The organism is Ancylobacter sp. GW821-FHT10E12 (assembly GCF_058809335.1).
The window spans coordinates 103,147-125,027 of record NZ_JBXASN010000007.1; the positions used below are offsets into that span (position 1 = coordinate 103,147).

Below are 21,881 nucleotides of genomic sequence, written 5' to 3' on the forward strand. Positions count from 1 at the left end.
ACGTCAAGCGGGCTCGCGGACGGGCGACGACATTGCCATCCACCGCATGAGATGTGCGGCATAGTCGTCGCCCGCCGCATTGAGCGACGGCTCGTCGAGCTTGTTGGCCCTGTAGAGGAAGAACGGCGCCGCCCATGGCAGGCCGCAGCGATGCGCGGTGGCACGCAGCGGCGCCAGCAGCGCTTCCAGCGGCAGGAGATTGGCCCCCTCCGGCTGATAGGCCGCCTCGGTATTGCCGGCGGTCGCCGAAACCAGCAGCGGCTTGCCTTCCAGCAGGCGCCCTTCGGCGGAATAGGCGATATAGAACATGCGCGTCAGCACCGCATCCTGCCAAGCCTTCAGCAGCGGCGGCGGAGCGTACCATTGGATCGGGAACTGCAGCACGATCCGGTCGGCAGCGAGCAGCCGGGCGACTTCGGCGTCGGCGTCGATCTCGCCGTGGGGATAGAGCGCCTGCATGTCGACGAGTTCGACATCCGCCAGCCGCGCCGCCCTCCGCGCCAGCGCGCGATTGGCCTGCGAATGGGCGATGTCGGGGTGAAACAGCAGGATCAGGGTGCCGGCCATGTCAGGTCTCCTCTCGGTTGATTCGAAAGGACGATGCCGGTGCCGATAAAATCACTCCAATAGATAATAAATATACGATATTATTTTCTGTATGAATTTGCGAAACATCGACCTCAACCTCCTGGTGGTGCTCGACGCATTGCTGGACGAAGCGCATGTCTCGCGCGCGGCGGTGCGGCTCGGCCTGTCGCAGCCGGCGACCTCGGCCGCCCTCGATCGCTGCCGCCATCTGTTCCGCGACGTGCTGCTGGAGCGCGGCCGCGGCGAGATGCGGCTATCGCCCGTGGCCGAAGCGCTGCGGGAGCCGCTGAAGAACCTGCTGGCGCAGGCCGCGATCCTGATCGACCCACCCGCCATTGCCCTCGCGGATATCCGCCAGGCGCTGCGCATCGTCATGGCGGACCATCCAGCCATCCTTCTCGCCGGCCCGCTGCACCGCCACCTCGCTCGTACCGCTCCCGGCATCGATCTGGTGATCCAACCCTGGCACGGCGCCGCGGCCGCGCTCGACGCTCTGGCCAAGGGAACGGCCGATCTCGCGGTCTCTGTATTCCCGAAGGTCGACGCCACCTTCCGTCGCAGGGAGCTGTTGCACGAGCACTATGTCGTGGTGATGCGCCGTGATCATCCGGCCGCCGCGTCGTTCGATCTCGACGCATGGCTGGCCTTTCCGCATGTCGTCGTCTCCGGGCGCGGCGATGCGCGCGGCGCGCTCGACGAGGTGCTGGCGACGCAGGGGCTACGGCGCCGGGTCGGCATCGTGGTGCCCAGCTTCGCCATGGCGCCGCCACTGCTGGACGATTCCGACCTGATCGCCATGCTGCCGAGCCGCTGCGTGCCGACGGAGGCGCCCTCGCGCTTCGCGGTGCTCGTGCCGCCCATCCCGGTCGAGGGGTTCGCCCTCCACATGGCCTGGCATGTACGGCGCGACGGCGACATAGCCGTCGGACATGTCGCGGCGGCGATCGAGACGCTGATCGCCTGACCACCCTCCCCCCGCCAGCGCCGTCAGCGGGCGCAGGCGTGTCGCGTGGTCTGCGACGCTCGGGTCGGCTTCGCACCCATGTTCACCTGAGATAAACCGGCCGGTATGCCGCGCCACATTCAGACACGACGATCCTGTCGAGCCCTCGCCGGCCGCGCTCAGCCGGGCAAATCCGACGGTGCGACAACGTCCGCGATCAGCTGCATCGGCTGCGGCCTACCGAGGAAATAACCCTGCCCCTCCGTGCAGCCGGCCAGCCGTGCGGCGTCCAGCTGTTCGGCGGTCTCGATGCCTTCGGCGGTCGTCGTCATGCCGAGCCGCAGCGCCAATCCGGCGATGGCGTCGACGATGGCGGCGCTGTCCGCCCGCTCCGTCATGTCGTGCACGAAGGAGCGGTCGATCTTGATCTTGTCGAGCGGAAACAGGCGCAGATGGCTGAGGCTGGAATAGCCCGTGCCGAAATCATCGAGCACGATCCGCACGCCGAGGTCGCGCAGGCGCCGCAATGCATCGAGGTTGCGCTGGTCATTGGCGAACAGTGCCGTCTCGGTAATCTCCAGCTCCAGCCGGCAGGGTTCGAGCCCGGTCTCGTCGAGCACGTCGCTCACCGCCTCGGCAATGTCGCCCAGGGCGAGCTGGACGGGCGAGATGTTGATCGCGATCTTCGGCCCGTCCCGCAGCTGCATGATATCGGCGCAGGCGCGGCGCAGCACCCAGGCGCCGATCTCGACGATGAGCCCGGTTTCCTCGGCCAGCGGAATGAAGGTGGCCGGGCTGATGAGGCCGCGCCGCGGATGCCGCCAGCGCAGCAGGGCCTCGAAGCCGCAAAGCCGTCCCCCGGCCAGTTCGTAGATCGGCTGGTAAACCAGCGCGAACTGCTTGCCGGGCAGGGCATCGCGAAGATCGGCCTCCATCTCCAGCCGGGCGCGCAGATGCGCATCCATCTCCGGCACGAACACGCAGGACATGCCCCTTCCCCGGGCCTTGGCCTGATAGAGCGCGAGGTCAGCCTGCTTGAGCAGCGCGTCAGCGTCGGCATCGCCATGCCCATCGGCCACGGCGATGCCGACGCTGACGCTCATGACGATCGTATGCCCGAGGATGTTGTAGGGAATGCTCAGCGCTTTGACGATATGCGCACTCAGCCTCTCGGCCTCCTGCGGCTGCGCCGGCGCGAGATTGATGACGGCGAACTCGTCGCCGCCCAACCGGGCGACACGCTCCGTATGGTCGACGCAACGACTTAGCCGCTCGGCGACAGCGCGCAGCAGCGCATCGCCGACGGGATGGCCGAGCGTGTCGTTGACATCCTTGAAGCGATCGAGGTCGAGATAGAGCAACGCCATGCGCAACCCCTGTTCGGCCGCGATGTGGAGCGCCGCCTCGATATGGTCGCGGAACAGCACCCGGTTCGGCAGCCGGGTCAGGTCGTCGTGATGGGCGAGGAAACGGATCCGGCTCTCGCGCTCGGTCAGCGCCGCATTCTGCCGCTGCGCCTCCACCGCCGCCTCATTGGCGCGCGCGTTCGCCTCGGCAAGCTCCGCGAGCATCGCCTTGAGGGCCGTGATATCGGTGCGGATGCCGACCATGCCGCCATCCGCCGTGCGCCGCTCCTTGACGAGGATCCAGCGTCCGTCCGGCAGGCTCCGCTCCACCGAACCGCTGCCGCGCCGGTGCCAGTCGACCATCGCGGCGACGAAGGCATCGATGTCCTCCCCGGCTTCGGGGAACTGCCCGATCTCGGCTCCCTTTCGCACGATGTCCGGGTAGCGCTTTCCCGGCACCAGGTAGGGATCGACCAGGGAGTAGAGATCGCGATAGCGCTGGTTGCAGGTCACGAGCCGGTCCTGTTCGTCCCACATGACGAAGCCGTCCGACATCGCGTCGATCGCGTTGACAAGCACCGTCGCGGCCCGCGTGCGCTCGGCATCCGCCCTCTCGCGCTGGCGCAGGGCCACGAGCAGCGCCATCGTGAAGGCGCCCAGCAGCAGCGCCCCGATCGCGACGGCAGCGAGCGTGCGATCGCGGTCGCGCCGCCAGTCCGCCAGCACGATTTCGCGATCAATCGTGAGCACGACGCGAATGTCGCCGTAGAGCGAGGCGCGCACGACGGCGAGACGCGGGCCGCCCTCACCGTCCGCGGCCACGATGAAAGCCTTGCCATCCGCCGGCCGCAGGCCCAGCGCAGAGGGTCTCACCCGGCCGGTCTGCACTTCGTCATGCGGCAGGGCGGCGATAAGCTCGCCATTGGGCCGCTCGAGCATGATCTTCACGTCGGGGACGATGCCGGTCTCCGCCAGGAACTCCATGAGCGTCGGCAGCGGCACTTCGGCCACCGGAGTGATGCCCTCCCAGTCGGGGACGCTACGGGCGACATACAAGGACCAGTCGCCGGTGATGCCGTTGCGCACCGGCCCGACCAGAGACGTCGGTTCGTCGCTGAGAGCAGCGGCATCGAAGGGCAATTTGCGTCGCGCATTTCGCGAACGGGCGGCTGCCAGTATGGTGCCGTCCTGCCGCACCAGCAGCAGGTCGTGATAGGCGAGGGTCTGGAAGTTGAGTCCGCGCAGGATTTCACCGGCCACCTGAATGTCGAACGGCGAGGCTTTCGCCGCCGCAAACAGCGTCGACAGGCTGGCGAGCGCGCCGTGGACCTGGAGGAACTGGCGGTTGAGCGCATTCTCGATCGCCTGGGCGGAGCGTTCGAGAGACGTCTCCGCCGCATTCAGCGCGGCGCGTTCGGCGCGATCGAGAAGAACGGCCGTCCCCGCCGCCATGATCAACAGAATGACGGTCGCTCCGGCAACGATGGTCAGTTTCAGACGGTGCCAAATCATCGAGCGCAATCGATTGTCATGCACACGCCTCACTGCGGCGCGACATGGATGGCGTGGATCGGCGCGAGATACTTGTTCCAGGCCCGCACGCAGGCTTCGCCGCAACGTTCGATCCAGCGCGGCAGCACCACCTCCTTCAGCAACTGGTGGCGCCGCGCCTCGTCCGCCGGCGAGGTCGGCACCAGCGTCATCGGCCGGCGCGGCTTTTCCCCGCAGGACGCAGCGCCCGCATCGCACGCGAGTCCGCGCTGGGTATCCGCATCGGCCTGCTCCCAGATCCGCCGCTCCAGATCCGCGACGCCGACCCGAATGGTTTCCCGTGCATCGGGCGGCAGTGCCTCCCACGCCGCCGCATTGGCTCCGAACAAGGACAGTCCCCAACTGAGCGCCATGGTGTGGACATGGGTGGTGATGTCGGGCAAGCCGATTTCGTAGCCGCTCAGCGTGCCGGTGAGCGCACAGTCGACGACGTCGGCGCGAAGGGCGTTCGCTATTTCGGCGAAAGGCACCACCACGGGCACGGCTCCCAACGCCTTCATCAGCTCAAACTGGCCGATCGAGGACGTGCGGACCTTGCGGCCCGCAATGTCGTCGAGGCTCGTGAAAGCCTTGTTGCAGAATAGAACCTGCGCCGGATAGGTATAGATGCCGAGCAGCTCGATATCGTAGCGCTCCCGCAGGACTTCTCTGAGATGTTCGCGCAGGAGACCTACCGAGCGGCGCAGCGTCGCCATGTCGGGGTTGAGCACCGGCAAGTCTACGGCGTTGAGCTCCGGCTCCTCGCCAGCCGCGACGCTCAGCAGGGCGGTGCCGAAGGGCACCACGCCGAGGCGCATCAGCTGCAGCATTTCCTGGCCGCGCAAGCCACCCCCATCGAAAGGCTTGATGGTCGCGGTGATGCGACCGCCGGAGCGCTCGACGATCTCCTTCTCCCAGAAGGGTTTCTCAAACTTGGCGAACTGGGTCACGCCGGCCAGGCCGCCGACGATCTGAAGCTTGACGGTGCCCTCCTCGGCCGAGGCGGCAGGCGCCGCGCACAGACAGGCGGCGAAAGCCAAAGCAATCCGGTTCCATCGACGCCCCCTCGCCGGCATGACTGTCGACGCGGTCCCCGCTCCTCGCTGCGCAGTCATCTGCCTGCCTTCACGCCCCTATCGCACGATCAGACAATAGGCGCGATCGTTGCTTCGCGGAATAGTCAAACAACCGCCTTACACCACTGTGCGAACAGGTGATCCGCTGCCCGCCGAGCCGGCACGGTGCCCGCGGGCGATGATGATCACGAGGTGGCGAGCCAGATGGTGACACGCCGGGAAAAGGGGCGCGGGTCCACCAGCCGACGTTACAGCCGGCATCCGCATTTTTACCAATCTCTACTTGCCGAGGCGGCGACGAGCGGGGACAAGACAGATGGAAAAGCAAGACGGCGCGACGCGTTCGCGGCCGGTTCCCCCCGTTTTTGCGGCCGCCGGTAACAAAGGCACGAGCGCCTGCGTAGAGGATGACATCGGGTGAATCGGTCGGCTCGGGAGGAGGAATGGACAGACTGGATGCGCCGCGCCATCAAGGGCGACGCCCAGGCCTATCGCCGTTTCCTTTCCGCTGTGACGCCACACCTGCGCACCATGGCGGTGCGGCGCTGCCGGGAATTCGGGGCGCCGCCCAGCGAGGCGGAAGACGTGGTGCAGGAAGTCCTGCTGGCCGTGCATCTGAAGCGTGGCACCTGGGATCCGGCGCGTCCGATCGGCCCGTGGCTGTCGACCATCGTACGTCACAAGCTGATCGACAGCTTGCGCCGTCGCGGCCGGCATATCGTCGTGCCGATCGAGGAGGTCACGGCGACGCTGGAATCCGACGAACGCACCGACGCCGCCGACCGGCTCGATGCGGAACATATGCTGGCCCGGCTGAAGGAGCCGCAGCGTGACATCGTCCGCTCCATCTCGCTGGAGGGCGCGGGCGTGAGGGAAACGGCGGCACGGCTGAAGATGAGCGAGGGCGCGGTGCGGGTCGCGCTGCACCGGGCGCTGAAATCGCTGGCCGCCCTCTATCGGAGTGACGTGGGTGAAGACGGATGAGCTGATCGGCCTGCTGGCGGAGGACGCGCCGGTGCGGATGCGCCTCGGGCGCATGCTGGCGCTGGCGCTCGCGGCGGGCATTCTCGTCTCGGGCGTGCTCCTCGTCACGACCGTCGGCCTGCGTCACAACCTCGCCAGCGTGCTCGGAACGCCGCGCGTGCTGTTCAAGATCGGCTTCACGATCGGTCTCGCCGCCGTCGCCTGCGCCCTGGTGTTCCGCATCGGGCGCCCGGCGGAGCCGGTGCGGGTGCACGTTCTCGCTTTGCTGGGTGCGCTTGCGCTGCTGCTGATCGCCGTCGGCACCGAACTCGTCGTGCTGCCGGGGGACCGGCTGGCGGCAAGCCTCATGGGTGGCCATGCGGCCTTCTGCCTTTTCTTCCTCCCGGTTCTGTCGCTCGCGCCGCTGGCGGGGCTGATCTATGTGCTGACCGATTCCGCGCCGGAGAATCCAGGTCGCGCGGGCGCGGCCGCCGGGCTCGCAGCCGGCGCCATCGCCGCCGGCCTCTATGCCTGGCACTGTTCGGACGACAGCCCGCTCTTCGTCGCGGCGTGGTACACGCCGGCGATGCTGATCGTGACGCTGGCCGGCTATCTGGCGGGACGGCGCTGGCTCGCCTGGTGAATCCGGTGGCCGCCTGCGGCCCGAGCGCCTCGCTCTGGGGATGGCATAGGTCCAGCGTCAGCCGGACCCGCTCCAGCACCCATTGCGCGAGGTATCGGCGATGCCGATCTCGCCGACCGCAATGGACGTTCCGACAGCGTCAGAACTCGCCGCGCCGCACCCGGAATTGCTCGGCGGCGAGCTTTTCCATCAGCCGCGGCAGGTCCGACGGATCGCGCAGTTCGACATCGAGCGTCACCGAGCTCTCCTTGGCCCGGCTTGCAGCCGCCAGCCGCTCGTGGCGCAACTCGTAGATGTTGCCGCCTTCGGCGGCCACCACGGCGGTCAGCCGTGCCAAGGCGCCCGGATTGTCCGGCAGCTCGGCGCGGATGCGCACCATGCGCCCGACGCGGGTGAGGTGGCGCTGCAGCACCGCCACCAGCACGCGCGTGTCGATATTGCCGCCGGAGAGGATGACCCCGACCTTGCGCCCGGCGAACAGGTCCGGCCGCGCCAGCAGGGCGGCGATGCCGGCGGCGCCGGCGCCCTCGCACAGCGTCTTCTCGATGCCGAGCACCAGCGCGATCGCCTCTTCGATGGCATCCTCGCTCACCACCGCGATGGCATCGACGCCGGTGCGCACGATAGCCCGGGTGATCTGCCCCGGATCGGTGACGGCGATGCCCTCGGCGACCGAGGAACCCGGCACCGGCTCGCCCTCGAAAAACCCGACCGCCCGCGCCATGCCGGGGAAGATCTCCGACTGCACGCCCACCACCCGCAGCTCCGGCTTCAGCGCCCGGGCGACCACGGCCGACCCGGCGATCAGCCCGCCGCCGCCGATCGGCACGGCGAGCGTATCGAGACCGGGCTGGGCGCGCAGCATTTCCAGCGCCGCCGTGCCCTGCCCGGCGATGATGGCGGGATCGTCGAAGGGATGGACGATGGTCCGCCCCTCCTCGCGGGCGAGCCGCTGCATCTCGGCGGCGGCGGCGCTGAAATCAGCGCCATGCAGCACCACGCGGGCGCCGTGCTCGCGCACGCGCTCCACCTTCAGCACCGGGGTGGTGGTCGGCATGACGATGGTGGCGCCGATGCCGGTGCGGCGGGCGTGATAGGCGACACCCTGGGCGTGGTTGCCGGCGGAGGCGGCGATCACGCCGCGCGCGCGTTCCTCGTCCGATAGCGACAACAGCTTGTTCAGCGCGCCGCGCTCCTTGAAGGAGGCGGTGAATTGCAGGTTCTCGAATTTCAGCCAGACCTCGGCACCGAGCTTCTGCGACAGGGTTTCGGAATGCACGAAGGGCGTCGCCGCCACCGCACCGGCAATGCGTGCCGCCGCCGCCTCGACATCGCCGAGACTCACATTCGGGAAATGCACCGGAAATTTCTCACTCTACGTCGCCGACCACCTGCACCCTAACCCGCCTAGCATGGCCGGGAATATAGGCAAGTGGGAGGCTCTCGGCGTCGAGCCGCGCCGGCATGGCGATCCGTGGCGCGGATCAGGAGGTCGAGAACACCCGGCTCGGTCCAGGCATGGCCGGCGCCTTCGACGATGTGCAACTCGGAGTTCGGCCATGCCCGGTGCAGGGCGAAGGCGCTGCGCGCCGGGCACGGCATGTCGTAGCGGCCATGCACGATAGTGCCGGGAATGCCCGCGAGCCTGTGCGCGTCGCGCAGCAACTGCCCGTCCTCCATCCAGCAATCATGCGTGAAATAGTGGTTCTCCAGCCGCGCGAAGGCGAGCGCGAAATGCCCATCGGAATAGGCGGTCGAGACGGCCGGGTTCGGCAGCAGCGTGATGGTCTCGCCCTCCCAGGCCGTCCACGCTTTCGCCGTCTCCAGCCGCACCGCCTCGTTCTCGCTGGTGAGACGGCGGCGATAAGCGGCGATCAGGTCGCCGCGCTCCTCTTCGGGGATCGGCGCAAGAAAGTCCTCCCATTTGTCAGGGAACATCTCCGAGACGCCGAAGCGGTAATACCAGTCGAGCTCGGCGCGGGTCAGCGTGTAGACGCCGCGCAGGATCAGCTCGCTCACCCGCTTGGGATGCTTTTCGGCATAGGCCAGCGCCAGCGTCGAACCCCAGGAACCGCCGAGGATGAGCCAGCGTTCGACGCCGATCCTCTCGCGCAGACGCTCCATGTCGGCGACCAGATGTCATGTGGTGTTGGCCTCCAGCCCGGCATGCGGCGTCGAGCGACCGCAGCCGCGCTGGTCGAACAGCAACAGGTCGTAGCGGGAAGGGTCGAACAAGCGGCGATGATCAGGCGAGATCCCGCCGCCCGGCCCGCCATGCAGGAACACAGCCGGCTTGCCGCCCGGCGTGCCGACCCGTTCGTAATGGATGCGATGACCGTCACCGACATCCAGCATGCCGGTCTCAAAGGGCTCGATCGTCGGGTAGAGCGTGCGCAAGTCGGTCATGGGAAGCTTCACGAGTTCAGGATACTCGTATACGAGATTCCTGACAGCGGCAACGCGCGCCGGTGTGCTTGCAGCGCGGAGGGGGAGCCATGGCGCAACCGCCTATCCATCTCGACAAGCCGCAGACCGTGGCGGACCAGATCGCCCAGGTGCTGCGCGAGGCCATTGCCGGCGGCGCGATCAGACCGGGCGTGATTCTGCGCCAGGACGAGCTGGCGTCCCGCTTCGGCTTCAGCCGCATGCCGATCCGCGACGCCCTGCGCCAATTGGAAGCCGAAGGGCTGGTGGTCATCCATCCTACCCGCGGCGCGTCGGTGGCGCGGATGGACGAGCGCGAAATCGTCGAGATCTACGCCCTGCGCGAGCTCCTGGAAGTCGAGGCGCTGCGCTTGTCCGCACCGCATCTCGATGCACGGGCCCTTGCCGGCGCCGGCGCATGGCTCGACCGCATCGACAGCGAGCCGGATGTGGCGAAATGGGGGGAGTTGAACCGCGCCTTCCACCTCGCGCTCTACCAGGATTGCGGCAATGCCCGGCTGCTGGCGGCTATTGAGGCGCAGCACCGGGCGGCCGACCGTTACGTGCGCATCCTGCTGTCGGGTCTCGATTACCGTGCCCGCTCGCAGCAGGAGCACCGCGAGGTGCTGGCGGCCGTGGCGCGCCGGGACACGGCCGCCGCCCTCGATGCGTTGCGCCGCCATCTGCGCGACGGCAGCGCCGACCTCGTCGAAGCGGTGCGCGCGCAGGCGTGAGCGGGCCGAAGCCTGGCAGAAATTCCACCTTGGCAGCGATCCGTGTAGAAATGGCCATGTCGCGTGCATGGCGGAAGGATTTCGATGGAGCGGCTGGACTGTGACCGCATGTTCGTCGCGGTGCTCGACCTCGGCAGCTTCGCCGCCGCCGCCCGGCGGCTCGGCACCAGCAGCGGGCAGGCCTCGAAGCTGGTGTCGCGGCTGGAGGCCGAACTCGGCGTCCAGCTCATCAACCGTACCACCCGCGCGCTCGCCGCCACCGAGGTCGGCGCGGCCTATTTCCAGCGCGTCAAGGCGCTGCTCGACGAGTTCGACGCGCTCGACGCCTCGGTGCGCACCGCCTCGGGCACGCCGACCGGCACGCTGCGCATCACCGCGCCGATGTCCTTCGGCACCATCCAGCTCGTGCCGGCGCTCACCGATTTCGCCCGCGCCTATCCCGACATCCGCCTCGATGTCGGCTTCACCGACCGGCGTGTCGATCTCGTCGAGGAAGGCTATGATGCGGCCGTGCGCATCGGCACGCCGGGCGACAGCAGCCTCATCGCCCGCAAGCTGTGCGACGCGCGCGTGGTCCTCGTCGCCGCCCCGGCCTATCTCGCGGCCCGCGGCACCCCGGCGCGCCCGCAGGACCTCGCCGGCCATGACTGCATCCTCGACACCAATTTCCGCGATCCGCTGAACTGGCGGTTCCGCGATGGCGATGGCGGGTCGTTCGACGTCGCCATCGCCGGCCGACTGCGATTTTCCAGCGGCGAGGCTTGCCTCGCCGCCGCGCAGGCCGGGCTCGGCATTGCCAACGTGCCGAGCTTCATCGCCGGCCCATCGATCCGCGCCGGCCTCGTGCGCCGGCTGTTGCCGGAAGCGGAAGCTCTGCCGCACGGGCTCTACGCGCTCTATCCGCCGGGGCGGCATCTGGCGCTGAAAGTGCGGGTGCTGGTCGACTTCCTCGTCGAGCGCTATCGCGGCGAGCCGGCATGGGATCACGGCTGGAACTAGGATGGTAGGTGGATCCGCGCCAGACTGCTTCCATTTTGGAAGAAACCTCCCCCCTTTCGAGTGGATACTCATCCGGGCGCGCCCGGTGCAGGGTGCGTGCAGCTTGCGTTCCCGCGAAAGGACCCCGCCATGATCGATACGCGCACGGCTCCCATTGCCGTCCTCGTCCTGCGCCTTGCCCTCGGCATCCTGTTCCTCGCCCATGCCGGGCTGAAGATCTTCGTGTTCACCCCGGCCGGCACCGCCGGCTTCTTCGGCTCGCTCGGCCTGCCGGGCTGGCTCGCCTATGTCACCATCCTGTGGGAGCTGGTGGGCGCCGTGGCGCTGATCCTCGGCCTGTGGCCGCGCATCGCCGCGCTCGCGCTGATCCCGATCCTGCTCGGCGCCATCGCCACCGTGCACGGCCCGGCCGGCTTCTTCTTCACCAACCCGAATGGCGGCTGGGAATTCCTGGCGCTGTGGATCGTCGGCCTCCTCGCCGTGGCGCTCGCCGGCGACGGCGCCTTCGCGCTCAAGCCGACCACCTCCGCCACCCGCTGACCTGCAGCGGGCCGCCGACAGGCCGGCCGCCGGCGTCCTCCGCCGGCGGCCGGTCCTCGTTTGCGGCCCTGCGCTTTAACGTCCCTCGTCTGCCGCAGGCCGCCCAAGGAACCGAACCATGCTCGTCGATGGAAAATGGATGTCCGATTGGCATCCGGTTCAGGCCAAGGACGAAAAGGGCGGCTTCGTGCGGCAGGTCTCCGGTTTCCGCCACTGGGTGACGCCGGACGGCGCGCCCGGCCCGACCGGCGAGGGCGGCTTTCCGGCCGAACCCGGCCGCTACCACCTCTATGTCGCCCTCATCTGCCCCTGGGCCTCGCGCACCCTCATCGCCCGCAGGCTCAAGCGGCTGGAGGACGTGGTTTCGCTCTCGATCGTCGAGCCGGCGCTTACCGATCAGGGCTGGCGCTTCGGCACCTATCCCGGCGCGACGCCCGACACGGTGAACGGCGCCACCTACATGCACGAGCTCTATACGCGCGCCGACCCGCATTATACCGGCCGCGCCACCGTCCCAGTGCTGTGGGACAAGCAGCGCGGCACCCTCGTCAACAATGAATCCGCCGACATCCTGCGCATGTTCGATTCCGGCTTCGGCGCGCTGGCCTATGACGGCGTGGCGCTGCGCCCGGCCGATCTCGCTGAAGCCATCGACGCGCTGAACGAGCGCATCTACCCGCACCTCAACAACGGGGTCTACCGCGCCGGCTTTGCCACCACGCAGGTCGCCTATGAGGAGGCCTTCGCCGAGGTGTTCGCCATGTTGGCCGAACTGGAGGAACGTCTCGCCGTCGGCGGTCCCTTCCTGTTCGGCGAGCGCTTCACCGAGACCGACATAAGGCTGTTCGTGACGCTGGTGCGCTTCGACGCCGCCTATCACGGCCTGTTCAAATGCAACCTCAGGCGCATCGCCGACCATCCGGCGTTGCAGGCCTATATGATGCGGGTGCTGGACGTGCCGGGCGTGCGCGGGACGGTGAGCATCGACCACATCAAGCGCGGCTACTACTCGGTGAAGGCGCTGAACCCGACCGGCATCGTGCCGGTCGGCCCCGATCTGCCCGGCCTTGCTCCGGTCTCGGTGCCGAAGCTGGCGTAAGCGACGCGACAGCTCCCCTCACGCGGCCGGCCGCACCGGCATCCCGGTGCGCTGGCGGGTCTGCCAGCCTTCCGCCAGCCCGACCGCGGCATTCGATGCCGGCAGCAGGTCGCGCCCGCGGATCATGTCGGCGGCGCGCTCGGCCAACATGATGGTCGGCGCGTTGAGATTGGCGTTGGGCTCGGTCGGGAACACCGAGGAGTCCACGACCCTCAGGCCATCGAGCCCGTGCACCCGCAACTGGCTGTCCACCGCCGCCCGCACGTCCTCGCCCATTCGGCAACTGCCGCAGGGATGGTAGGTGCTCTCCATGGTGCGGCGGACGAAGGCGTCGATCTCGTCGTCGCTGCGCACATCCGAGCCGGGCGCGAGTTCCCCGGCGCGAAACGGATCCATGGCCGGCTGGGCGATGATCTCGCGGGTGAGCCGCACGCAGCGGCGGAAGCCTTCGCGGTCTTCCTCGCGGTCGAGATAGTTGAACAGGATCGCCGGATGCACGCGCGGATCGGCCGAGCGCGCCCGCACATGGCCGCGGCTCTTCGGCTTGTTGGGGCCGGTCAGCACCATGAAGCCGTGCCCCTTCAGCGGCTGCTTGCCGTCATAGCGCATGGCGGCCGGCAGGAAGTGGAACTGGATGTCCGGCCAGGCGACATGGGCGTCGGAGCGGATGAAGCCGCCGGCCTCGAAATGATTGGAGACGCCGAGCCCGCGCTTCAGCAGCAGCCATTCGACGCCGATGCGCAGGCGGCTCATCAGTCCCATCCGCCCGTTCAGGGTGATCGGCTGCTTGCAGGCGTACTGGATATAGATCTCCGAATGGTCCTGAAGGTTTTCGCCGACGCCGGGCAGATCGTGCCGCACCTCGATGCCGGCATCGTTCAGCACCGCCCCCGGCCCGATGCCGGAGCGTTGCAGCAGATGCGGCGAGCCGATCGGGCCGGCACAGACGATCACCTCGCGCCGCGCGCGAGCCACCCGCACCGCACCGCCGACCTCGTAGTCGACCCCCACCGCCCGCTTGCCGTCGAGCAGCAGCCGGCGGGTCATGGCTTGGGTCACGACCTTGAGGTTCGGCCGTCCCATGGCGGGGCGCAGATAGGCATTGGCCGCCGACCAGCGCACCCCGTCCTTCACGGTCATATGCATCGGGCCGAAGCCCTCCTGCATATGGCCGTTGGGATCGTCGGTAGCGACGTAGCCGGCCTCGCGACCCGCCGCGACGAAGGCGCGATAGAGCGGATTGGCCATGCCGTTGCCGTTGTTGACATGCAGCGGCCCATCGGCCCCGCGATAGGCGTCGCCCCCAAAGGCGAAGCTCTCGGCCTTGCGGAAATAGGGCAGGCAATTGCGGTAGCCCCAGCCATCGGCGCCGAGCGCCTCCCACTCGTCGAAATCGTGGGCGTGGCCGCGCATGTAGACCAGCCCGTTGATCGAGGAGGAGCCGCCCAGCACCTTGCCGCGCGGGCAATGGATGCGCCGTCCGTCGAGGCCCGGCTCGGGCTCGGTCTCGTAGCGCCAGTTATATTTGCTGCCGTTCATCGGGATCGAGAAGGCCGAGGGCATCTGGATCAGGACGCTGCGATCGCTGCCGCCGAACTCCAGCACCAGCACCTGCGTGCCGGGATCCTCGGTGAGTCGCGCGGCGAGCACGCAGCCGGCCGAGCCGGCACCGACGATGATGTAGTCGAATTCCTCGCTCATGACGCCTCCCGAGCCTCTCCGCAGACCCGAGGCAAGCTAGCTGCGCCATACGCATCGAAAAATGGACTTGATGGAACATTCACATTGAGCATTCTCAATGTATGGAACGTCGCCCTTCCCTCCTCGACATCGATCTCCGCCTGCTGCGCATCTTCCAGATGGTGGTCCGCCATAACGGCTTTTCCGCCGCGCAGGAGGCGCTCGGCATGAGCCAGGCGACCATCTCATCGCATATGAAGCTGCTGGAACAGCGCCTCGGCCTGCGCCTGTGCGAGCGCGGGCGATCCGGCTTCCTCCTCACCGAGGCCGGCAAGCAGGTGCATGCGGCGATGCTGGATCTGTTCGGCTCCATCGAGGGTTTCCAGGGCGCGGTGGCGGCGCAGCGCGGCGAACTGGCCGGCGTGCTGCATTTCGGCACCGTCGACGCGCTTGAGACCAATCCGTCGCTCGACCTTGCCGGCGCGCTCGCCGCCTTCGCCCGCGCGGCGCCGCGGGTGCGGCTGGAGATCGACATCGCCTCGCCGCAGGAACTCGCGCGCGGCTTGCTCGGCGGGCGCTATCACGTCGTGCTCGGCCCGGCGCAGGTCTTCCCCGGCCACATCGTCACCGCCGACCTCATCGATGAGGCGCAGGGGCTCTATTGCGGCCGCGACCACCCGCTATTCGGCGTGCCGGACGCGGAGATCACGCCGCAACGCCTCGCCGCCCACCCGTTTGCGGGGCGCTCCTATATGCGCGAGGAGCCGATCTGCGGCGTATCCTTCAGCTGGGCGGCAGTGACGGCGCATATGGAGGGCACGGCGCTGCTGGTCTGCGGCGGCGCCCATCTCGCCTTCCTGCCCACCCACTACGCCGCCGGATGGGTGCGCGAAGGACGGATGCGCCGTCTGGCAGCCGAGCGCTATCGCTTCGACGACCGCTTCCAGCTTGCCCATCGCCGCAAAGAATTGCTGCCGGCGGCAGAGCTGCTGGTGAAGCAGCTCACCGCCTGCGTCCGCGGTGCGGGAGAAAGCTGAGCCCACGACGTCGCCGGCTTTGCTCGACACGCCGGCGCCCAAATATGCGACAGCTCCATGACATCCGGGGCGGATATGGTACGTTCCGCCTCGACTGCACGGCCCATACGGGGCGCTGCCGTCGACGCTTGGCGTGAGGTGCGCAATGCCGGTTCGGTTTCCGATCCTCCAGGGCTTTGCGGGCTACAAGGCGCAGTGGCTAGGTCGAGATGCCATGGCCGGCCTCGCCATTGCCGCCGTCGCCATTCCAAGCGCCGTCGCCTATCCGGCGATCGCCGGCCTGCCAGCCGAGGTCGGCGTCTATGCCAGCATCTTCCCGCTGATCGGGTATGCGCTTTTCGGCCCGTCGCACCGGCTGGTCGTCGGCCCCGATGCCGCGACCATGACGGTGCTCGCCGCGGTGCTGGCTGGAATCGTGGCGCAGAATCCGACCGCGGATCGCGTGGCGATGGCCGCCCTGCTGGCATTGGGGGTCGGCCTGCTCTGCCTCGTCGCCAGCATGCTGCGGCTCGGGGCGATCGCCGCCTTCCTCTCCCGCCCAATCCTCATCGGCTTCATCAGCGGCATCTCGATCTCCATCATGGTCGGCCAGATCGGCCGGCTGACCGGGCTCAAGATCGAGGCGGACGGCCTGATGGCACCGCTCATCGAGCTCGCGCGCAATTCGGGCGCGATCCATTGGCCGTCGCTGGCACTGGGGCTGGCGCTGCTGGCCCTTGCACTGGTTCTCCAGCGCCTGCGCTCCCCCATCCCCGGACCGCTGGTGGTGGTCGTGGCCGGCATCGTCGGCTCCGTCCTGTTCGACTTCGAGGGAATGGGCATCAAGGTCGTCGGCCGACTGCCAGACGAGCTGCCCTCGCTGTCGCTGCCTCTGACCGGCGATCTACCGCTGCAGAGCCTGCTGCTCGGCGCCGGCGCCCTGTGGCTGGTGAGCTTCAGCTCCGGCATCGTGGCGGCGCGCAGCTTCGGCACCCGCGGCGGCTTTCCGGTGGATGCCAATGCCGAGCTGCTCGGCTTCGGCGCCGCCAACGTCGCCTCCGGCCTGTTCAGCGGCTTTCCGGTGACGGTGTCGGACTCGCGCACGGCCATCAACATGTCGGTCGGCGGCCGCAGCCAGATGGCCGGCCTCGCCGCCGCGCTGACGCTGACCGGGATGCTGCTGTTCCTCAACGACGCACTACGGCTGCTGCCAGCACCGGCGCTCGGCGCCATCCTCATCGCCGCCTCGCTCGACCTCATCGATCCGGCGAGCCTGCGCGAGCTGTGGCGGATCAGCCGCATGGAATTCGCCTTCGCGCTGATCGGCATGTGGGGCGCCGTCAGCCTCGGGGTGCTGAACGGCGTCATGGTTGCGGTGGCGGCGACCCTGCTCTATGTCCTCATGAAGGAGATGCGGCCGCGCGACGCGATGCTCGGCCGGATTCCCCACCACGCCGGCTTCTACAAGCTGCATCGCTCCAAGGCGGCACGGCCGGTGCCCGGGCTGACGCTCTGCCTGATCCAGGGCAGCCTGCTGTTCTTCAATGTCGACTATGTCCGCGAGCGGCTGCAGGAGATGATGGACGCCCTGCCGGACGGCGCGCGCTGGTTCGTGCTCGACGCCAGCGCCGTGGTGCAGATCGATTCCACCGCCGCGGCGATGCTGGACGAGGTGCGTGCCGCCCTTGAGGCGAAGGGCATTGCGTTCGGCATCGCCGAACTGAACACGGAACCGATGGAGTTGCTGGAGCGAGCGGGCGTGCTCGCGCGCATCGGCAAGACCATGGTCTTCGACGACCTGGAGGAAGCGGCGACCGCCTTTGCGGCAACCGATGCCGGCCGTTCCGTCACGTAATGTAATAACGTATTTCATGTATCTTCGACAATCGACTTTCGAATTATTCGAGATACGGCGAAGACCGAATGGTGCCTTTGGAATCGTTTAGCTATGGTGTCCGGCATTGTGCGCGAGTAATTGCGTAGGGGCGATCCGGTCATGTCGATAAAATCGTCAGTAATACTGCCATATTTTTTCCGATTTATTTTGGGAATCGCTCTCGGCATAGCCATGGCGGTGGGCCTGCCGCAAGGGTCGGCATGGGCCGCCGATCCGGCGGCGGTGCGTGTCGGCACCGTCGCCGTCCAGCGGGTGCCGGTGGACCGGCAGATCGATTTCGTCGGCCGGCTGGAGGCGCGCGAGCGGGTCGACATCCGCGCCCGCGTCAAGGGATTCCTCGACGCCGTGCTGTTCAAGGAGGGCGAGGTCGTCGCCGAGGGCGCGCCGCTCTACCGCATCGAGAAGGACCAGTTCGCCGCCGAGCTTCAGCAGGCGCAAGGCGCGCTTGCCCGCGCCAATGCAGCGCTCGATCTCAGCAAGATTCAGCTGGAGCGCGCCACGGAGCTGCTCGCCAAGAATGTCGGCTCCGTCGTCGCCCGCGACCAGGCCGCCGCAGCCGAAGCGGAAGCCCGGGGCGGGGTGCTGTCGGCCGAGGCCAATCTGAAGACCGCGCAGATCAATCTCGGCTATACCGACATCACCGCCCCCATAGCCGGCCGCATCGGCCGCACGACGGTGACCAAGGGCAACATCGTCGGGCCCGACAGCGGGGTGCTGACCGTCATCGTCAGCCAGGACCCGATATACGTCACCTTCCCGATCAGCCAGCGGGACTATCTCGCGGCGCAGAAGGCGGGGCGCTCGGACGACCTGTCGAACGTCAAGGTTCAAGTGCGCTTCTCCGACGGCAGCGTCTATGGCGCGGTGGGCCGGATCGATTTCGTCGACGTCAGCGTCAACCGCGCCACCGATACCGTCGTCGTGCGGGCGGTGATGCCGAATCCGAAAGGCGAGCTCACCGACGGCCAGCTGGTGCGCGTCCTGCTCCAGCTCGGCGAGCCGCAGACCCGGATCGTGGTGCCGCAGGCGGCGCTGATCGCCGACCAGAAGGGCCTCTACGTCTTCGTGGTCGAAGACGGCAAGGCGGCGGTCCGGCGCCTCACCACAGGCGGCGATCACGGCACCGACGTCACGGTCGAGAGCGGGCTCAACGAGGGCGATCTCGTGGTGGTCGATGGGTTGCAGGCGCTGCGCCCCGGCACGCCGGTGGTAGCCCAGCCCTCGACCGACCTGCGCGCGGAGTAGCGGCGATGTTCTCCGCCATCTTCGTCGACCGCCCCCGCCTCGCCATCGTCATCGCGCTGGTTACGGTCATTGCCGGCGCGCTGTCGCTGCTGGCGATCCCGATCTCGCAATATCCCGACATCGTGCCGCCGCAGGTCTCGGTGACGACCAACTATCCCGGCGCCTCCGCCGAGGTGGTGGATTCGACCGTCGCCCAGCCGATCGAGGCGCAGGTCGTCGGCGTCGACAAGCTGATGTACATGAAGAGCGTCAGCGGCAATGACGGCTCCTATTCGCTGGTCGGCTCCTTCGAGCTCGGCACCGATCCCGACATCAACACCGTCAACATGAACAACCGCGTCCAGGTGGCGCTGTCCAAGCTGCCGGAGGACGTGAAGCGCCAGGGCGTCACCGTCAAGAAGAAGTCCTCCGCCCTGCTCGGCGTGTTGTCGGTCTATTCCCCGAAGGGCGCGCACGACCCGCTGTTCATCTCCAACTACGTCACCATCAACCTGCTCGACGATCTCAAGGCGACGCCGGGGGTCGGCGACGTCTCGCTCTGGGGTCCGCAGGACTACGCGATGCGCGCCTGGGTGCGCACCGACCGCCTCACCGGGCTCGGGCTCACCACCGGTGACGTCATCAAGGCGATCCAGGCGCAGAACGTGCAGGCGGCGGTCGGGCGCATCGGCGCGCGGCCGGTATCGAACGACCAGCAGCTCCAGCTCAATCTCCAGACCAAGGGCCGGCTAAGCTCGGTCGCCGACTTCGAGAAGATCGTGCTGCGCACCAATTCCGACGGCTCGGTGCTGCGGCTCGGCGACGTGGCGCGGCTCGAACTCGGCGCTGCCAATCTCGATCGCGAGACCCGCTTCAACGGCGGGGCCGCCTCGGTGCTGGCGCTCTACCAGTCGCCCGGTGCCAATGCCATCTCCACCCTCGCGGAGGTGCGCGCCCGCATGGCTGAGTTCGCCAAGAGCTTTCCCGAAGACCTCGAATGGAAGGTCACCTACGACCCGACCACCTTCGTGTCGGAGACCATCCACGAGGTGCAGAAGACGCTGGTCGAGGCGTTCATCCTCGTCGTCATCGTCGTCTACCTGTTCCTCGGCAGCGCGCGGGCGACGCTGATCCCGCTGCTCGCCGTGCCGGTCAGCCTCATCGGCACCTTCATCGTGCTGAACGCCATCGGCTATTCCGCCAATACCGTCTCGCTGCTCGCCCTGGTGCTGTCGATCGGCATCGTGGTCGACGACGCCATCGTCGTGGTCGAGAATGTCGAGCGGGTGATGGAGGAGCATCCCGACCTCACCCCGGCCGAGGCGACCAAGAAGGCGATGGCGGAGATCACCGCGCCGATCATCGCCATCACGCTGGTGCTGCTCTCGGTGTTCGTGCCGGTCGCGTTCATTCCCGGCATTTCCGGCGAATTGTTCCGGCAATTCGCGGTGACGGTGGCGGTCGGCATGTTCCTGTCCGCCATCAATGCGCTCACGCTGTCGCCGGCCCTGTGCGGCGTGCTGCTCAAGCACCGCGCCCCCGGCCCGCGCGGCGGCCCGATCGGCTATGTGATGCGCGGCATCGACCGCGTGCGCGACGCCTATGGCGCGGCGGTCGCCCGGCTGGTGCGGTTCTCGATCATCGGCCTCGCCATGGTGGCGGTGGCCGGCGCCGGCATCTTCGCGCTCGGCAAGGCGACGCCGACCGGCTTCCTGCCGGAGGACGACCAGGGCGCCTTCTTCGTGGTGGTGCAGCTCCCCGGCGGCGCCTCGGTCGGCCGCACCTCGGAGGTGATCCGCCAGGCCGAGGCGGTGCTGCGCGAGGAAGAGGCGGTCGCGGACTTCACCTCGGTCATCGGCCTCAACTTCATCGACAATTACTCCCAGCCCGACGCCGCCTTCATCGTCGTCACCATGAAGCCGTTCGAGGAGCGCAAGGACGCCGCGCTCGGCGCCCCGGCGGTGCTGGCGCGGGTGGGTGCCAAATTCCGCGACATACGCGGCGGCTCGGTGGTGCCGCTGGCGCCGCCGCCCATCGTCGGGCTCGGCACCGGCGGCGGCTTCGCCTATGTGCTGCAGGACCTGCGCGCCGGCGACCCGAAGGTGCTGGCGCAGGTGCTGCGCGGCCTAGTGATCGCCGCCAACCAGGATCCGCGCCTGTCGCGCGTGTTCAGCACCTATTCGGCCACCAACCCGTCGATCTACCTCGATATCGACCGCGACAAGGTGCAGGTGCTCGGGGTGGCGCTCAACGACGTGTTCCAGGCACTCCAGGCCTCGCTCGGCAGCTTCTATGTCAACGACATGAACCTGTTCGGCCGCACCTGGCAGGTGCAGGTGCAGGCGGAGGCCGACGACCGCCGCAGCATCGACGACATCTACCGCATCCATGTGCGCAGCGCTCAGGGCGACATGATTCCGCTGCGTTCGATCGTCGAGGCGCGGGTCGTCGTCGGTCCGCCGGCGCTGATCCGCTACAACAACAAGCGCGCGGTCACGGTGCAGGGCGCGCCGGCGGCCGGCGTCTCCTCCGGCCAGTCGCTGGCGGCGATGGAAGAGGTGGCGGCTAAGACGCTGCCCGCCGGCTTCAGCGGCGCCTGGACCGATACCTCCTTCCAGGAGAAGCGGGCCGAGGGCAAGACCTCGATCATCCTCGCCTTCGCGGTGCTGTTCGCCTTCCTGTTCCTGGTCGGGCTCTACGAGAGCTGGACCATCCCGGTGCCGGTGCTGCTGTCGGTCAGCGTCGGCATGCTCGGCGCCTTCGCCGCCATCGTGATCGCCGGCCTCACGCTCGATCTCTACGCCCAGATCGGCATGATCGTGCTTATCGGCCTCGCGGCGAAGAACGGCATCCTCATCGTCGAGTTCGCCAAGGAGCAGCGCGAGCGCGGCGTGCCTCTCCAGGAAGCGGCGGCCGAAGGCGCGCGGCTGCGTTTCCGGCCGGTGATGATGACCTCGCTGGCCTTCATCCTCGGCCTCTATCCGCTCGTGGTCGCGCAGGGCGCCTCGCAGATCGCCCGGCAGAATGTCGGCACGCCGGTTTTCGGCGGGATGATCCTCGCCTCCTTCCTCGGCATTTTCGCGATACCTCCGCTCTACGTGCTGTTCCAGGCGCTGCGCGAGCGACTGCGGCCCAGTACCCGGCCGACGAAAGGCGCCGCGCTAACCCACAGGGAGTGA

General features: G+C 68.1%; 16 protein-coding genes and 1 pseudogene. 11 read left to right on the plus strand and 6 right to left on the minus strand.

The genetic code is table 11. The annotated features are described in order from the left end of the window. Window positions 1-3: 3 nt before the first annotated feature. Window positions 4-567 (minus strand): NAD(P)H-dependent oxidoreductase, encoded by a 564-nt coding sequence (locus AC1RU4_RS11205; protein ID WP_492891167.1) that lies wholly within the window; start codon window positions 565-567, stop codon window positions 4-6. 91 nt (window positions 568-658) lie between these two features. Here AC1RU4_RS11205 and AC1RU4_RS11210 point away from each other — a divergent pair, with 91 nt between their 5' ends. Continuing rightward, window positions 659-1,552 carry a LysR family transcriptional regulator gene (locus AC1RU4_RS11210; RefSeq protein WP_492891168.1) on the plus strand — a complete coding sequence of 298 codons (894 nt, stop codon included), beginning with the start codon at window positions 659-661 and terminating at the stop codon, window positions 1,550-1,552. Between the two features lie 158 nt (window positions 1,553-1,710). On the opposite strand, the gene AC1RU4_RS11215 is transcribed toward AC1RU4_RS11210, so the two are convergent. Then, complete coding sequence (locus AC1RU4_RS11215; RefSeq protein ID WP_492891170.1) at window positions 1,711-4,389, minus strand: bifunctional diguanylate cyclase/phosphodiesterase; 2,679 nt, start codon at window positions 4,387-4,389, stop codon at window positions 1,711-1,713. A gap of 29 nt (window positions 4,390-4,418) precedes the next feature. Next, window positions 4,419-5,447 (minus strand): TRAP transporter substrate-binding protein, encoded by a 1,029-nt coding sequence (locus AC1RU4_RS11220; protein ID WP_492891171.1) that lies wholly within the window; start codon window positions 5,445-5,447, stop codon window positions 4,419-4,421. A 453-nt stretch (window positions 5,448-5,900) separates the two neighbouring features. Here AC1RU4_RS11220 and AC1RU4_RS11225 point away from each other — a divergent pair, with 453 nt between their 5' ends. Together AC1RU4_RS11225 and AC1RU4_RS11230 are read left to right on the plus strand one after the other, a co-directional pair. Beyond that, window positions 5,901-6,467: a sigma-70 family RNA polymerase sigma factor gene (locus tag AC1RU4_RS11225; RefSeq protein ID WP_492891173.1), complete on the plus strand. Its 567-nt coding sequence runs from the start codon at window positions 5,901-5,903 to the stop codon at window positions 6,465-6,467. Next, on the plus strand, window positions 6,454-7,089 hold the full coding sequence (locus AC1RU4_RS11230) for an NrsF family protein (RefSeq protein ID WP_492891174.1): 636 nt from the start codon (window positions 6,454-6,456) through the stop codon (window positions 7,087-7,089). Before AC1RU4_RS11225 ends, AC1RU4_RS11230 begins: the two co-directional genes overlap by 14 nt. Window positions 7,090-7,228: 139 nt before the next feature. Here AC1RU4_RS11230 and AC1RU4_RS11235 read toward each other — a convergent pair whose 3' ends face one another. Further along, window positions 7,229-8,449, minus strand: coding sequence for a threonine ammonia-lyase (locus AC1RU4_RS11235; RefSeq protein ID WP_492891175.1), 1,221 nt, complete (start codon window positions 8,447-8,449; stop codon window positions 7,229-7,231). 47 nt (window positions 8,450-8,496) lie between these two features. Then, window positions 8,497-9,495, minus strand: a pseudogene (gene pip, locus AC1RU4_RS11240) (prolyl aminopeptidase). Between the two features lie 89 nt (window positions 9,496-9,584). Between pip and AC1RU4_RS11245 the strand changes: the two are divergent. The 4 genes from AC1RU4_RS11245 to AC1RU4_RS11260 all read left to right on the plus strand — a co-directional run bounded on the left by AC1RU4_RS11245 (window position 9,585) and on the right by AC1RU4_RS11260 (window position 12,885). Beyond that, window positions 9,585-10,247 (plus strand): GntR family transcriptional regulator, encoded by a 663-nt coding sequence (locus AC1RU4_RS11245; RefSeq protein ID WP_492891176.1) that lies wholly within the window; start codon window positions 9,585-9,587, stop codon window positions 10,245-10,247. An 84-nt stretch (window positions 10,248-10,331) separates the two neighbouring features. Then, a complete protein-coding gene (locus AC1RU4_RS11250; RefSeq protein ID WP_492891177.1) occupies window positions 10,332-11,246 on the plus strand; it encodes a LysR family transcriptional regulator in 915 nt (304 codons plus the stop codon). Between the two features lie 129 nt (window positions 11,247-11,375). Beyond that, a complete protein-coding gene (locus tag AC1RU4_RS11255) occupies window positions 11,376-11,786 on the plus strand; it encodes a DoxX family protein (protein WP_492891178.1) in 411 nt (136 codons plus the stop codon). Window positions 11,787-11,904: 118 nt separating this feature from the next. Next, entirely contained in the window at window positions 11,905-12,885 is a 981-nt protein-coding gene (locus tag AC1RU4_RS11260; RefSeq protein WP_492891179.1) for a glutathione S-transferase family protein, read from the plus strand. A gap of 18 nt (window positions 12,886-12,903) precedes the next feature. Here the strand turns inward: AC1RU4_RS11260 and betA are convergent, their stop codons facing one another. Then, window positions 12,904-14,586: a choline dehydrogenase gene (gene betA, locus AC1RU4_RS11265; protein ID WP_492891180.1), complete on the minus strand. Its 1,683-nt coding sequence runs from the start codon at window positions 14,584-14,586 to the stop codon at window positions 12,904-12,906. 101 nt (window positions 14,587-14,687) lie between these two features. Here betA and AC1RU4_RS11270 point away from each other — a divergent pair, with 101 nt between their 5' ends. The 4 genes from AC1RU4_RS11270 (at window position 14,688) to AC1RU4_RS11285 (ending at window position 21,881) form a co-directional block, all read left to right on the plus strand. After that, window positions 14,688-15,602: a LysR family transcriptional regulator gene (locus AC1RU4_RS11270; protein ID WP_492891181.1), complete on the plus strand. Its 915-nt coding sequence runs from the start codon at window positions 14,688-14,690 to the stop codon at window positions 15,600-15,602. Between the two features lie 145 nt (window positions 15,603-15,747). Continuing rightward, a complete protein-coding gene (locus tag AC1RU4_RS11275; protein ID WP_492891182.1) occupies window positions 15,748-17,436 on the plus strand; it encodes a SulP family inorganic anion transporter in 1,689 nt (562 codons plus the stop codon). Between the two features lie 213 nt (window positions 17,437-17,649). Next, window positions 17,650-18,723 carry an efflux RND transporter periplasmic adaptor subunit gene (locus tag AC1RU4_RS11280; protein ID WP_492891350.1) on the plus strand — a complete coding sequence of 358 codons (1,074 nt, stop codon included), beginning with the start codon at window positions 17,650-17,652 and terminating at the stop codon, window positions 18,721-18,723. Window positions 18,724-18,728: 5 nt separating this feature from the next. Continuing rightward, entirely contained in the window at window positions 18,729-21,881 is a 3,153-nt protein-coding gene (locus AC1RU4_RS11285; RefSeq protein WP_492891183.1) for an efflux RND transporter permease subunit, read from the plus strand.

Coding starts and splice junctions, on each gene's coding strand:
- AC1RU4_RS11205 (WP_492891167.1), bottom strand. CDS start 567: ATGGCCGGCACCCTGATCCTGCTGTTTCACCCCGACATCGCCCATTCG.
- AC1RU4_RS11210 (WP_492891168.1), top strand. CDS start 659: ATGAATTTGCGAAACATCGACCTCAACCTCCTGGTGGTGCTCGACGCA.
- AC1RU4_RS11215 (WP_492891170.1), bottom strand. CDS start 4,389: ATGATTTGGCACCGTCTGAAACTGACCATCGTTGCCGGAGCGACCGTC.
- AC1RU4_RS11245 (WP_492891176.1), top strand. CDS start 9,585: ATGGCGCAACCGCCTATCCATCTCGACAAGCCGCAGACCGTGGCGGAC.
- AC1RU4_RS11250 (WP_492891177.1), top strand. CDS start 10,332: ATGGAGCGGCTGGACTGTGACCGCATGTTCGTCGCGGTGCTCGACCTC.
- AC1RU4_RS11255 (WP_492891178.1), top strand. CDS start 11,376: ATGATCGATACGCGCACGGCTCCCATTGCCGTCCTCGTCCTGCGCCTT.
- AC1RU4_RS11260 (WP_492891179.1), top strand. CDS start 11,905: ATGCTCGTCGATGGAAAATGGATGTCCGATTGGCATCCGGTTCAGGCC.
- betA (WP_492891180.1), bottom strand. CDS start 14,586: ATGAGCGAGGAATTCGACTACATCATCGTCGGTGCCGGCTCGGCCGGC.
- AC1RU4_RS11270 (WP_492891181.1), top strand. CDS start 14,688: ATGGAACGTCGCCCTTCCCTCCTCGACATCGATCTCCGCCTGCTGCGC.
- AC1RU4_RS11275 (WP_492891182.1), top strand. CDS start 15,748: ATGCCGGTTCGGTTTCCGATCCTCCAGGGCTTTGCGGGCTACAAGGCG.
- AC1RU4_RS11280 (WP_492891350.1), top strand. CDS start 17,650: ATGGCGGTGGGCCTGCCGCAAGGGTCGGCATGGGCCGCCGATCCGGCG.
- AC1RU4_RS11285 (WP_492891183.1), top strand. CDS start 18,729: ATGTTCTCCGCCATCTTCGTCGACCGCCCCCGCCTCGCCATCGTCATC.